The sequence below is a fragment of the Bacillus sp. SRB3LM genome (genome assembly GCF_015712745.1).
Taxonomy (GTDB): Bacteria; Bacillota; Bacilli; order Bacillales; family Bacillaceae_G; genus Bacillus_A; species Bacillus_A thuringiensis_K.
On the sequence record NZ_VWVQ01000076.1, the window covers coordinates 59,086 to 73,858 of the forward strand.

Below are 14,773 nucleotides of genomic sequence, written 5' to 3' on the forward strand. Positions count from 1 at the left end.
TGAAACTGAAAAGGAAGATGAAAAATGTATATTTGCCTCCATTTTTCAGATTAATTTGGAATTCTTTTATGGTAAGCTATATGTAAAGATTAAATATAAAACATAAAGGATGATTCGTATGCAAATAAGACCACAAGTAAGTGAATGTAACTCCTATTATGCAACGTATACCAACTTGGTATCAGACGGAAATATCATACATATTCTAGAACAACAAATGAAGGAAACGAATCTTTTATTAAAGGGAATTTCTGATAGTGAGGGACTTTTCCGGTATGCTCCTACTAAATGGAGTATAAAAGAAGTAATGGGTCATATAGCAGATACAGAACGGATTATGGCGTATCGATTACTATCAATCGCTCGAGGCGAGACAGCAGAACTTCCAGGCTATAATGATGATATGTATGTTCTTAGAGCTGCTTTTGATAAGCAATCTATGCAAGATCTTCTTGAGAATTTAATAGTTGTTCGCCAATCTACCCTGCATTTACTTAGAAGCTTAGATAAAGAAGCTTGGTCACAAAGAGGAAATGCGAATAATTCTGAAGTTACAGTTCGTGCATTAGCATACATCATTGCTGGTCATGAGCTTCATCATCTTCAAATTATAAAAGAACGTTACCTTGGTTCTAATTTATATCCAGCAACTTAATATATTTCAAGAAAAAGAGTCCTATTTATGTAGGGCTCTTTTTCAGTATTTATAACGGATTAGCGCTTAGAACCATGGCAATATTATTAAAACGGGAACGACAAACTATTTTAACATTCAGTACAGGGAGACCATTTTGATTATGGCTTGATTTTATTATAAATCAAATATAAGCTTTTGAAAGGTCTGAATCTTGAAAATTATGTCAATTAAAAAGCTACGATATTTATATTAGATTTCATTTACGACCAACTTCATCTTACTTAAATACACTGCACGATCTGATTTTTTAGCAACCTCCTGTGAGTGCGTCACAACAATAATGCATTTATTCTCTTTATGTGCAAGTTCTTGAAACAGTTCTATAATATCCATTGCGGTTTCCTCGTCGAGGTTTCCTGTCGGCTCATCTGCAATCAGTAAATCAACATTACAAGATAGTGCTCGAGCAATTGCTACACGCTGTTGTTGACCACCACTTAGTTGCAGGACGTTTCGTTTCGCTTCAACTTCTGTGAGTCCTACCCTCTCTAATAATTGTAATGCTCTTGCTGTTTTATTTTGCACTTTAACACCTGTAATTTCCATTGCTGTTAAGACATTTTGAAGAGCTGTCATATAGGTTATCAAATTATAAGATTGGAAAATTACAGATACATTTTGATTACGGTATCGATCCAAACCAATTTTTCTAATATCTTTGCCATTATACAGTACATAACCATTTTTAGGGACATCCAGTCCACAACCTAAGCTCAGGGTTGTGGTTTTGCCAGATCCGGATGGTCCTAAAATCGTGTAGAAATGACCTTTTTGAAAAGAAAAGTTAACATTATCTAGTATCGCTACATTTTTTCCATTACTTTCATAATAATAATCCAAATTTTTAAACTGTAAAATCGTCTCCATATCGAGCCTCCTCATTCATCTTTTAAAAGAATTTGTTTTGGGTTTAAACGTAGAATAGATAATGCTGGAAGAAGTGTTGCTATTATAGCAATAGCTAGTCCAATTCCACCCATTTTCCCTACATCTTCTCCTGTTACACTTACATCAATTTTATCAATTGGATCTTCTTTTTGATTTTGTAGAGTACCACCAGGTCCAGCCATCATTACAGTACCATTTTGCGAGGTATTTGTTTCTTCGCCTGCAGTAGCAATTTCATTCGACAGTAAATTATCCCCGATATATTGAGAAACTTTAGCTCCTGTTGTTATGGATAATCCAAATGCTAAAATAGCGACACACACTACTTCTACTACGAATTGCGCCATTAGTTTCCACTTTTTCTCTCCAATAGACAATAGAATTCCCATTTCTTTACGGCGTCCTTTAATTGATAGCATAATGATTAATCCTAAAATAATTGCACCTGCAATCGATACAATATAAATAATCATTTGAGAAGTCGAAGAGATATTTTCGATAGGACCAATCATTTGCTTGTACAATGAATCATGCGCATCTAATTTATAATAATTAAAATCAATATTAGATTTTTTTGCTTCTTTTTTAAATGCATCAATATATTGTGGATCATTCAAGAAATACACGACTTGAACACTACTTATACCTGGGTCTACTTCTAATTTTTTCATAGTTGAATGCGGCATATATAGTTTATTAGCTGGATCCATAATAGGAGGAGCCTGTTGCCCCATTGCTTGCTCATTTGTTTCGTAAATACCGATAATTTCAACCTCAAGGGTTTCCTTCTTATCCCCTGATTGCACTTTAACTTTGTCTCCTGCTTTCAAATTGTTTAATTCCGCTAATCGTTTTTCCATTAAAGCTACATTCTGATCCTTCATTTGCTCTGTAATTGGTTTTCCATCAATGATTTTACTTTTTCCGTTTTTAAAGCTTTCTTGTAATGCAGTCTTGCGAACTCCCTCAATCATAAAAGAAGCATTCATATCTATTTCTGTACCAGAGCTTGAACCGCCTCGCGCAGCCGCCATTCCCACTTTACCTTTTCCTTCTTCTTCTCCTTCTGAAGCTCCTACTAGTTTAAGCCCATCAGAAATACCGAAAGTGTTAGCTATGTAATTATAATCTTTTACATACTTGGACTTCGCTAATTGATCTGTTTCTTTTGCATCGAGCTGCGGCGGATTTGGCATTTCTCCAGTTTCCTTAGCTTTTTGACCTAATTTGTCGAAATCAAGACCTAAAGTAACATCTACACCAAGTTTTTTTCTTGCAGCATCCGCTGCTTTTTTTGATGCATTTTGAATTGTGAAACCTGAAAGAACCAAATTTGTAACAATTAGAAAAACTGCCATCAAAATTAATGATGTTCCTATCCTTTTTTTCATACTGAGAATTGCTCGTTTCATAAAATTCATTTTTTCTTACCTCCTTGATATCTTGTATTCTACATAGGTTATCTAGAGTTTATATGGAGCTAATCGGTAGTTTAACGAGAGATATAAGGAGTTTATGTGTAGTTATTCATTTACCTGTTCAAGAAAAACTAGAACACAAATTCAAAAACGCAGTCGTTGTTGAACATTGGTAAGAAGTAGTCAATTTAAGAGAATTATAGAAAAAGAGGCTAAGGCTTGATTTAATGTATGTAACATGAAAGATATATTTATTGTATAATTTCTATACAATAAATATATAGAAGCTGATTGTGAATATCTATATGGGAATTGTAAGGTTCCTCATAGAAATTACATCTTTTAATAAGAAAAGAAGCAAGTAAACATCCTTTTATATGGATAAGAATATTAACTTGCTTCTTACATTTTAGTATAAATTATCTATTGTAAGCTTTATAATATAATATACAAATTCATCACCTATTTTTATAATTCAAGCACCTACTAGTAGGAAAAGAAAATATTTCCTACTTAATTTAAAACATAAATTTTGTTTATGTTTTAAACAATATGTATTTTGGAGGAGGTTAATTTGATTTTTTCAAAACTCATTGATCGGTACGCCTTATATGATTTACACAAAAAAAGAAGTGTAGCATTTCAGTTTACTTCCCTTTCTAACACTTCATTAAATATAAAGAACATAGAATCTTTTTATAAAGTAAAACCATCACATTTTCATTTTGACATTAAGCATTCAAAGCAGGAAAATGAATACATGGTTGGGCAATTCAACTATAAAAGTTCGGTTCAATCCGGTGATTCACGCAACGACTCTGTAACTGGGGAATTATTCTTACATAAAAATGAAAATGCACCTCATGTTATCTTTGTTCACGGTTGGAGAATGGATTCTAACGAACGTGTGAAAAACATATTCCACGATCATATGACCAGCCTGAAGTGGAATATGTATTATTTCACTCTACCCTATCATTTTGAAAGAAAACCCGATCAATCCTTATTCAGTGGAGAGTATATGGTAAGTGCAAATATTGAACGAACAGTACAAGCAACTAGACAAGCGGTAGCTGATTTACGAGCTTTGATTAAATGGATTAAAGCAAATAAAAAGGGGCCCCTGATTCTAATAGGAATTAGTTTAGGCGGATTTATAACTAACTTAACCTCTCTTGTTGAAGGAGAAATTGATGTGTTAGCATCCATTTTCTATGCAAATCGACTTTCTTATTCTATTTGGAATACAACTCCAGGTAAATTTATTAGAGAAGACTTGGAACATCATGGTGTTACGTATGATGATTTAATAGATTATTGGAAAATCACTGAACCGAGTCAAGCATTGCCAAAAGTAAAAAAAGAAAATATTTTATTAATTTCAGGTAAGCATGATCTATATGTGCATTCTGAGGATACAGACTACTTGTGGGAATCTTGGGAAAGACCTCCACGATATATTTATAAATGTGGGCATGCCGGGATCGTTCTTAAACGTAAAAAAATTGCAACTGATACTATTGATTTTATTCAAAATCGATTGAACTCCCCGCCCTTATCCAATGTCATGCCTTAAATCGCGAGATTACTAAGTACAAAATCTTATACTTATATTGTTATATTTTTTACTAGTCACCTTTGTAAATCTTCGTCCCCTAGCCTTACACGATTGAAAATGAAATAAAATAAATAACTAAGGAACTAATTTACCATATAGAAAAACAATGCTCAGCATTTTCACCAGTGATCGCTGTATATGCAATATTACATACAAAAATCTTTATTTGTTACGTTATTAATTTAAAAATAAATTATTCATCCATTAATCTATACCCTCCGTATTTACAGTTATGGATACCCTAATTACATATGAAAAGAGAGAAGAAACATTGGTTAGTTCTTCTCTCTTTGTTTATTTTTAAGATAACTATCTATAAAATTTTTCTAATGTACATAATTACAACGACATTAAAACACTTTGCTCTTAAATCCACTACTTGTATTACTGATTGCATGAAACTCCTTCTTGAGAAAGGTTTTAATTTCTGAATGTTCTGTTGACTGTTATAACATATCCAATTTACAATTTAATTGTGGTGTTCTTTTACAATTAAACTACTTAGAATACACTTCATTTATTTGAAAACAATTACAAATAGGGGTGCTAAAATGAAAACTAGAGTAAATCCAGAATTATTACAAGGGTTAGAGATGTTTCCGGATCTCGATTTACGCCCAGAAAATTTGCAATCAATCAGAGAAGGAATAGCTCAAATGAGACCACCTACCGTTGTTGATGACTCTCTTTCTTTAACAGATAAAGTCATTGTTGGGCCTGATGATAATCCGTTACCATTACGAATTTATCGTCCAAAATCAAATCATGAATCTTTACCTGTCTTATTATGGATACATGGTGGAGGTTATATCTTAGGGTCTATAGATGATAACGATGATACTTGTATGAGGTTTGCAAAAGAAGCTAGCTGTGTGGTCGTGTCTGTAGACTACCGCTTAGCACCTGAATACCCTTACCCAGCACCAATTGAGGATTGTTATTCAGCTTTAAAATGGATTGCTGATAATGCAAAGTCATTAAACATTGATTCGAATCGAATTGGGGTTGCAGGAGTAAGCGCTGGCGGTGGACTAACAGCAGCATTATCATTATTAGCCCGAGATCGAAAATATCCTTCAATTTGTTTACAAATGCCACTATATCCAATGATTGATGACAGAAATGATACACCTTCAGCGAATGAAATTAAAGAGGGATTTGTTTGGAACCAAAAGGCAAATGAAGCTGGCTGGAAAATGTATTTAGGAGAAATGTATGGAACGGATCAAATCCCTGCCTATGCAGCACCTTCTCGAGCTGAGGATTATAGTGACTTACCGTATACTTACACATTTGTTGGTCAATTAGATCCATTCCGCAGCGAAACATTAACCTATGTAAGCAAACTAGCACAAGCTGGTGTTGATGTGGAGTTTCATTTATATCCAAATGCCTATCACTGGTTTGAAGGGTTAAATCCAAATGCCGATGTATCTATTTATGCTGTGAACGAAATAGTACAAGCAATAAAAACTGGTTTCAAACGAGTATCCAAGGTTGAGGCTTAATCCCATTACAAGAGAAACACTTATAAATAGTATATATGTATTTATCATTTAAATATAATAGCCGATTCTAAATAAGAATCGGCTATTATATTTAAAATCCGCCTAATATATCAAGGTTGAGAAACAGATATAAGATGTTTAGGCGATGTGTTTATTTCCTCTGCTAATGCTTTTATGTTCATCATGATTTGAAGTATTTCTTCTTTTGTTGTCCTTGGGTTGATAGAGCAAAGTCGAATTACTACTTTTTCTTTTAATTTAGTCGTACTTAGCATAGCAAATCCTCTTTGATTAATTTCTTCTACCAATTTTTTGTTTATTTCATGAATTGTATCTGTAGATGTTAGCTCACATGGAATATAACGAAAAGTAACAATTCCTAATTGGGCAGGTGTTACTACTTCCCAATCTTTTTCTTTCCTTAAAAACTCTTCAACTTGTTCAGCTAGCATAATGCCATGATCAATTGCCTCACGAAAAGCTGTAACTCCGAATGCTTTAAAAGAAAGCCATACCTTTAATGCTCTAAATCTACGGGAAAGTTCAATTCCACGCTCTCCAAAATTCACTTTTTCTTCTATATTAGTTTCCGTATCCCTAATATACTCTGGGATCATACGAAACGTTTCGCTTAAATATTGACTATTTCGAATGAGTACACAACCAACATCATAAGGCTGAAAAAGCCATTTGTGCGGGTCTAACGTTAAAGAATCAGCACGATGAATTCCACTTAATAACTCCCTTCCTTTTTCACTGAGAATTGCTGCAGCCCCATAAGCCCCATCCACGTGTAGCCATATATCTTCATCACCACATAGATCAGCCAATTCATCGAGGGAGTCCACCGCTCCGCAATTCGTTGTCCCTGCATTAGCAATAACACAGAATGGTTTTTTCCCTTTTAATCGATCTTCTTTTATTTGTTTTCTTAAAGTACTAACTGAAATTTTTAAATCTTCATCTGTCTCAATTCGGCAAATTTGGTGCTGTTTAAAACCTAATACTTTAAGTGCTCGATCTACAGAAAAATGAGTTTGGTTAGAAAAATAAACAATCGCATTTTCTATGTCATTATTCAGCTTGACCTGTCTCGCTACAGTAAGTGCAGTCAAATTAGCCATGGAACCGCCACTGACAAATAGTCCTTCAGCTGAATCAGGGAATCCTAGCATTGATTTTAACCAGTTAATTGTCGTTAATTCAATTTGTTCGGCACCTGCACCTACTATCCAAGCTGTAGGAAATACATTAAACCCACTTGCTAAAAAATCTGCTAATACACCAACATAATTATTAGGACCTGGCACAAAAGCCATAAAATGAGGATGATCCACATGAGTAATTTGATTAAACACATTGTTATTAAGAAAATGAAGTAATTCTTTTGGATTAGATCCGTTTTCCGGAATCGTTTCAATTAGCTTGTCTCTAAAAATATTACTATCAATCGTTTCTGAAACTGGTTTACTTTTTAAATGATTCATATGATCAACAATCAAGTCAACCGCTTGATATCCTAACTGACGCATCTCTTCGGCTGATAACTGCAAGTTTTTTGTCATTTGGTTTACTCCTATTCTATTTAAAAAGGCGAGTTCTTGCTCGCCTTTTCATTTTTTATAATTTGTAATCACCAATTGCTTGTATTGGATTTTGAAGAATCATGTTGATTAATCCATGGATGTGATTTAATATTCCCTGTATTTTCTCTGCTTCATATACGGTTTGATCAAATCCAAACTTTATTGTAAGCTTTTCTTCAGGGAAGCACATAATTCCATACTTTACATGTGGCTCATCAACAACTTCGTAATCCGTGATAGCAAAATTTCTGTTTTCATTTAAAGAAAAGATTGCTGGATTAGTTGGATAGTTTTCAAAAACCCAAAGATGGTCAGTCAACTCAGTTTTTAATTCACTTTGCTTTTGTATATCAACAAATGAATAGTATGCATACTCATTACATTTCAATGTCTCTAGTTGTACCTTTTGCAGGAAGTCCACAAAAGATTGCGTTTCTGTCCATGCTAATCGGATAGGCAAAACATTTGTGAACAGACCGAACATATTTTCAATTCCTTCTACTTCGGGAGGTCTGACTGATACTAGATTAGGCAATACTACTTCTCTCGTTCCGTTGAATTTGCCAAGCAATATTCCCCATACAGCTAGTAATGCCGTATTCATAGTTATATTATTTTTAGTTACAAATGTCTGTAACTGATCAGTCAAATCCTTGTCTAATGTTAAATCCATAAAAGTGAAGTTTAACCCTTCACTTTTAGATGGGACTTTCTTTTTAGGAATACTAATTTTCTGATTGTATCCTGATAAATAATCTTGCCAAAAATGACGTGCTTTCTCATGATCTTGTGCCAAAGTCCAGTCTATGAATGTTTCAAAAGGTTTTACCATAGGTAACTCCGCCATAGTTCCCGCATTTGTAGTTTCGTAGAGCTGGAATAATTCGTCTATCAAAATGCTGACGCTCCACCCATCACATAATAGATGATGGGAACTCCAAATTACCTTATGCTCATTATTACCTAGTTGGAATATACAGAGACGTGTCATAGGTTCATCATTTTTGAATCCTCGACTTAAATTTTCATTCATCCACTGTTTTAGGAATTCTTGCTGTTCTTGTTTCGTCATCTCAATCAAGTTTTTTATTTCTGAATTTATTTGAACATCATATAGAACAGCTTGCCAAGGTTTTGCTTGTTCATCTTGCACAATTATTGTTCTTAAAGAATCATGACGATCAACTAATTGTTTGAAACACTGAATAAAGAGTTTAATATCCAACTCCCCCTCAAGTGCCCAAATTGTTTGTTCAAAATATGCATTTGTATCAGGTTCATTCGTAGCATGTTCATAAATAACTTCTTGGAAAGGTGCTAACGGGTAAATACGTTCTATTTTTATATCCGGCATTTTTTCTTGTATTTTGGTAAGTGTTTGTTGATTAAGTTGTTTATCTTTAATATTTAGTAATGTAGCTTTATTATCGTTCATTATGTTTACATCATTTGTTTGTGAACTTGAAAAATGGTCTAGCTTTTTAACAAATTGAACCATATCCCTTAATATAGGAAATGAAAATAGATTTTTTGGTTCAAGCTCAAATCCTTGTCGATACAGTCTGACGGACACTTGAATCGCTTTTATCGAATCTCCACCTAAGGCGAAGAAATGATCATTTACTCCAACTTGATCTATTTTGAGTACTTCTTGCCAAATACTAGTTAATATTTTTTCCATTTCAGTTTTTGGAGCAATAAATACTTCATTTGTTTGTTTCTCGGGAGCAGGAAGCGCTTTCCTATCTAATTTACCGTTTGGAGTCAAGGGTAATTGGTCCAAATAAACAAAATAAGAAGGAATCATGTAATCTGGCAAGTGATCTCGCAAATGCTTTCGTAGTTCTGTTGTACTAATATTTTGCTTAGTTACCACATATGCAACTAAAAATCTTATTCCGTTCTCATCTGTTTGATCAATTACGACAGCATGTTCGACTTGTTTATAAGTTAGAAGACAATGAGCGATTTCTTCTAACTCTACTCGATACCCTTGAATTTTTACTTGGTAATCTTGGCGGCCTAAAAATTCAATATATCCCTCAGAATGCATTTTTCCACAATCTCCTGTTTTGTATATAAGACCAAAATCAGGATGTGACACAAACGCTTCATTTGTTTTCTTTTCATCATTTAAATATCCTTTAGCAAGGCCCACTCCCCCGATATATAAATCTCCAATTACACCAACAGGGCACATTTTCTTTTCATAGTTCAACACATAATACGTTTGGTTTGCCAAGGGCATCCCGTATGGAATACTATTCCAATGTGATTCCACCTGTTTGACCGGATAATAAATTGACCAAATCGATGCTTCTGTTGCCCCTCCTAGTGAAACTACTTCTGCAATCGGAAAATGTCGTTTTATTTTTTCTGGTAAAGAAAGCGGAATCCAATCTCCACTATGTAAAACTAAACGTAAAGAAGAATGTTCAAAATGAGAACCTACTTGATCCAATGCCAAATCCATGATTGCAGGCACTGTATTCCAAATTGTAATCCCTCTACGTTCGACAGTGCGGATTAATTCTTGCATGTCTCTCGGATCACGAATCATTACTAACATTGCACCTGTGCTTAAAGCTCCGAAAATATCGTATACAGATAGGTCAAAACACATGGAAGAGATACCAATAATACGATCATCTTCATTCACCTCATATTTTTGATTTATGTCTTGAATAGTATTTGTAACCGCTTGGTGAGTAATAATTACTCCTTTTGGTTTTCCTGTACTTCCTGAAGTGTATATAATATAGGCAATATCTTCTGGACCAGCAATAGAGGGCATATCTTCTGTTGTATAAAATGACAAATCATTTTCTTCATAAAGACTAGGTTCTAATAAAAGCTTGCATGAGCTATTTTTTAAAATATATGTTTGGCGATCTAAAGGATGATCGGGATCAATCGGAACATAAGCAGCACCTGCTTTTAAAATACCTAGCATATTAACAATTGTGTCAACTCGTCTTTTGGCTAAAAGACCCACTTTGTCACCAAGACCAATCCCCTGCTCTTTTAAGAATTGGGCAATTTGATTGGAGCGTTTATGAAGTTCCGAGTATGTTAACCATTTTTGCTCAAATACCACCGCTACTTCATTCGGTGTACGTTTTACTTGGTCTGTAAATAATTGATACAGAGTAGTTGAAGGTATTTTTTCTGTTGTTTCATTGTATTGTTCAATTAAAGTTTGATCCGATTCTTTCATCTGCAAAGATGTTATATCGCTTTGTTTCACCAATTGTTCCAATAAGTTAACAAATTGGGAAAACATTGCTTCTATCACATCAATATCAAACAACTCTTCAACATAATTCCAGCTAATTAATAACTCTCCATTTTTTTCAATTACTACATTATCCAAATACACTTGTGGAGTCCGAGCATGAATATAGCGAAGAGAACCAAGTTGTTCCCAAGAGAAAGCACCTGCACCTGCTAACATCGAGGTGAAAACGATTGGCATAACTGCTTTTGGCGTCATTTGATGATATCGAGTAAAATCTCGAATAAAGTTAACTCCATCGTAATGACGATGTTCAAGGCCATCTAATAAAGTAGCTTGCGTTTCTTTTACTCTAGTAAAGAAAGTTTGCTCTGGTTTTACATCAACATCCAACAAAATAAGCGATGTGAAATCTCCTACAATCTGTTCTACTTCATCATGAACAGGATAACGGTTAAATACAGTCAAATTAATTGCTAATCGACGTTGATTACTCCAATATGCCAACACATCACCATATATTGTACAAAGTAGAGCGGAAGGCGTTACCTCTTTCTCTTGTGCTAACTTTCGTAGCTTTGTCCATTTTTCATTGTCCAGGATTTTTGTAAGTGATTGGAATTTAGGAGTAGCAATCTCTGCTGGATCCTTTTTTAACAGCAAAGAAGGTGCAAACGGAAAGTCAGGCAGCTTACTTGTCCAATAATCTTTTGCTGTTTTATATTCTTCGCTTTGTTCCATTTCATCATAGATAAACATATAATCTTGAAAATCAAAAGATAAAGATTCTAATTTTTGATTTGGTTTATAATAATAATGCAACAAATCCTGTCCAACAATGTTCATGCTTGCTCCGTCCATTAATAAAGCATCGTATCGAAAACATAATAAATACGTGTCTTCTTTTAAAAGAAAAGCTTTCAATTCAAACAAAGGCCATTTTCCCAAAGGGAATACATGGTTAGTCATTCGAGAACGCTCTTCTCGCAAGCGAGCATTTTGATTCCTATCATCTAAATCTATGAGACTCACTATTTCAATCTCGTAATCAGGAACGCTTTGTAATATTTGCTGTTTTCCCTCTGGTAAAATTACAGCTCGCAACATTGGATGACGATGGATTACCTTTTGAAAACTTTTTGAAAGACGATTGATATCCAATGTTGTTTCATATTCAAAATATGTTTGAGGTGAAATACCACTTAATTCAAACTGTGAATTCCTTCCTAACATATACGCTGTCTGAACTTCTGTTAAGGAAAATGGATTAGATAAATCTTTAACATGAGTTGGTCTACTTTCAAAGTTTTCCTCTTTATGCTCTAACTTTACACAAGAACTCAGTTGAGCGATTGTGGGGTGTTTAAAAAAATCTGTTGTACTTATTTTTAAGCAGTCTTTTCTTAGTAAATTAATTACTTGAAGTGCTTTAATAGATTCTCCTTTTAATGCAAAAAAATTATCATGAATACCGATTCCCTCAATCTCCATAACTTTTTCCCATGCACACACTAATTTTTGTTCAATTTCATTGCGCGGGGCAACGTATGGGATTGATACATAATCCGTTTGTGTTATATCCAATAACCTTTTTCTATCCACTTTTCCATTTGGATTCAATGGAATCTCTTCTACCTGAATCATTTTTTCAGGAATCATAAACTCAGGTAGTTTATCACTTAAATATTTTCTGATTTCACCAAAAGACACCTTGTTATCCGATACATAGTAGGCAGCTAATAATTTCCTATTTCCATACACTTGATCAACAACGATAGCCTGGTTTATTTCTGGATATTCCCTTAATTGAGTTTCGATTTCTCTTAATTCAATCCGATACCCCCGAATTTTCACTTGATGATCCATTCGACCTAAATACTCAAGTTCTCCATTAGGCAACCAACGAACGAGATCACCTGTATGATACATCATTTCTCCTGCCGTAAAAGGACTCGGTACAAATTTTTCATCTGTCAGTTTACTTTTACCAAGATACCCTCGTGCTACCGCTACGCCAGCAATGCAGAGTTCACCAGGAATTCCAAATGGTTTTAATTGGCCATACTTATTCAATATATAGGAATGATAATTCGGATTTGGTTTGCCAATCGTAACTTCTTTGGAAGTGCTCAAGTCTTTTACTGTTGCGCAAATGGTTGTTTCTGTGGGACCATAGATATTTAAAATTGTTGCTTCACTGATACAACGAATTTTTTCAACCAAATCAATGGAAAATGATTCTCCTGCTAATAAAATAGATTTTAAATCTTTTAGAAAATTTGCCCCTTCTGGATCACTCAAAATCACTTCCATTCGCGAAGGCGTTGATTCCCATAAATCCACTTTATGTTTTTTGACCAAATGAGCCAATTCTTTTGTTGCAAACTGGTCCTCTGTAGCAATTACTACTTTTGAACCTTGCGTTAAAGGAAGACATATTTCTAACAAGGAAATATCAAAAGATACACTAGCAAGAAACAAGAATGATTGATTAGCTTTTACTTTTTCTCTCATTACATTTAAAAAATGAACTAGCGATTTTTGTTCTATCATTACCCCTTTTGGATTTCCTGTCGATCCTGATGTGTAAATAACATAAGCTAAATCATTAGGATTATGTTCTTGTACTAAATTACTTTCTTCACCTTGAAAAAGATATTCTTTATCAAGATACAGTACTTCACCTGCAAATTGTGGCAATACTTCCTCTGTTCGCTTACTAAGTAAATATTTTGCTTGACTATCTTGTAACATATATTCAATTCGTTCAGTTGGGTAGTTAGGGTCGATTGGTAAATACGCTGCTCCTGCTTTTAAAATCCCCACCATACCAATAATCATTTCTAATGACCGATCTACCATAACGCCAATAATACTTTCTTTTGAAACACCTTTACTTTGAAGAATAGAAGCCAATTGATTCGCTTTCTTATTCAATTCTCTATATGTCAAAGATTGATCATTACAAACAACAGCAATTTGATCTGGAGTTTTTAATACTTGCGCTTCAAACAAATCTTGAAATGATTGAAACAAGTCTATGCCTGTTTGAAAAGTATTCAATCCTTCTAACAACTCTTTTTCTCCTTCTGCAATAATACAAATATCTTTCAATGCCAAATTCGGATTTTGTGAAACTTGCTTTAAAACATAACAATACGAATTGGCAAACTGTTGCAAAGAAGAGAATGAACGGGACTTGCAAGAAATTTGAAATTCAAATTCATTATGTATTTCATTCCATTTTCTTCGTATCCATAGGACTAAATTATTCTCTGCGTATTCTTCTAGTGAATTTTCATTATGTAATCCTTCCATCCCGATTACAATTTGAAAAGGAGTTAAATTGTGTTTAACTAATAATTCAGAGAGCGGATACTCCTGATTTTCATACCCGAATAAAGTCGTTTGTTCAATCTCATTTACTAACTGTTTAAAGGTGTGATGCGGATGGATTTCACTTCCTAAAGGAATCAACTTATTAAGATTCTCACTTTGTTCAAGATTCTTTTCAATTATAGGAATACCAATAGTAATTCTTTCTTGATCTGTATAATGTGCCAAACAAACTCTTAAAGCGGCTTGAAACCAGCTAAATAATAATAAATCTTGAGACTTACTTATTTTTTGTATATTTTTACTAATTTCTACATTCACTATGACTTGAACGTACTCACAAGGTGTTTCTTTATTTAGTTGGTAATCGCTATTAAATACAGAAAAATCGAGAATCTCGGAAGATAATTGCTCCTTCCAAAACGCTTCTACTTCTTTATTTTCATGAATCGAACTTCGATCTTTAATGTGCATTTTTATCTTTATC

At 33.9% G+C, this 14,773-nt stretch carries 7 protein-coding genes; 3 read left to right on the plus strand and 4 right to left on the minus strand.

Annotated features, from left to right (window positions below):
• The first annotated feature begins 118 nt into the window (after positions 1 to 118).
• Entirely contained in the window at positions 119 to 655 is a 537-nt protein-coding gene (locus tag F3I02_RS21480) for a DinB family protein (RefSeq protein WP_196478409.1), read from the plus strand.
• A gap of 231 nt (positions 656 to 886) precedes the next feature.
• On the opposite strand, the gene F3I02_RS21485 is transcribed toward F3I02_RS21480, so the two are convergent.
• Positions 887 to 1,564, minus strand: a complete 678-nt coding sequence (locus F3I02_RS21485; RefSeq protein WP_000447859.1) for an ABC transporter ATP-binding protein — start codon at positions 1,562 to 1,564, stop codon at positions 887 to 889.
• Between the two features lie 11 nt (positions 1,565 to 1,575).
• Positions 1,576 to 3,006: an ABC transporter permease gene (locus F3I02_RS21490; protein ID WP_001010229.1), complete on the minus strand. Its 1,431-nt coding sequence runs from the start codon at positions 3,004 to 3,006 to the stop codon at positions 1,576 to 1,578.
• Between the two features lie 571 nt (positions 3,007 to 3,577).
• Here F3I02_RS21490 and F3I02_RS21495 point away from each other — a divergent pair.
• Together F3I02_RS21495 and F3I02_RS21500 are read left to right on the plus strand one after the other, a co-directional pair.
• A complete protein-coding gene (locus F3I02_RS21495) occupies positions 3,578 to 4,579 on the plus strand; it encodes an alpha/beta hydrolase (protein WP_196478410.1) in 1,002 nt (333 codons plus the stop codon).
• A 593-nt stretch (positions 4,580 to 5,172) separates the two neighbouring features.
• A complete protein-coding gene (locus F3I02_RS21500) occupies positions 5,173 to 6,129 on the plus strand; it encodes an alpha/beta hydrolase (protein ID WP_000857945.1) in 957 nt (318 codons plus the stop codon).
• Positions 6,130 to 6,239: 110 nt separating this feature from the next.
• Here F3I02_RS21500 and F3I02_RS21505 read toward each other — a convergent pair whose 3' ends face one another.
• Together F3I02_RS21505 and F3I02_RS21510 are read right to left on the minus strand one after the other, a co-directional pair.
• On the minus strand, positions 6,240 to 7,694 hold the full coding sequence (locus F3I02_RS21505) for a pyridoxal phosphate-dependent decarboxylase family protein (RefSeq protein ID WP_000164808.1): 1,455 nt from the start codon (positions 7,692 to 7,694) through the stop codon (positions 6,240 to 6,242).
• A gap of 55 nt (positions 7,695 to 7,749) precedes the next feature.
• Positions 7,750 to 14,760, minus strand: coding sequence for a non-ribosomal peptide synthetase (locus tag F3I02_RS21510; protein WP_196478411.1), 7,011 nt, complete (start codon positions 14,758 to 14,760; stop codon positions 7,750 to 7,752).
• Between the last annotated feature and the right edge of the window lie 13 nt (positions 14,761 to 14,773).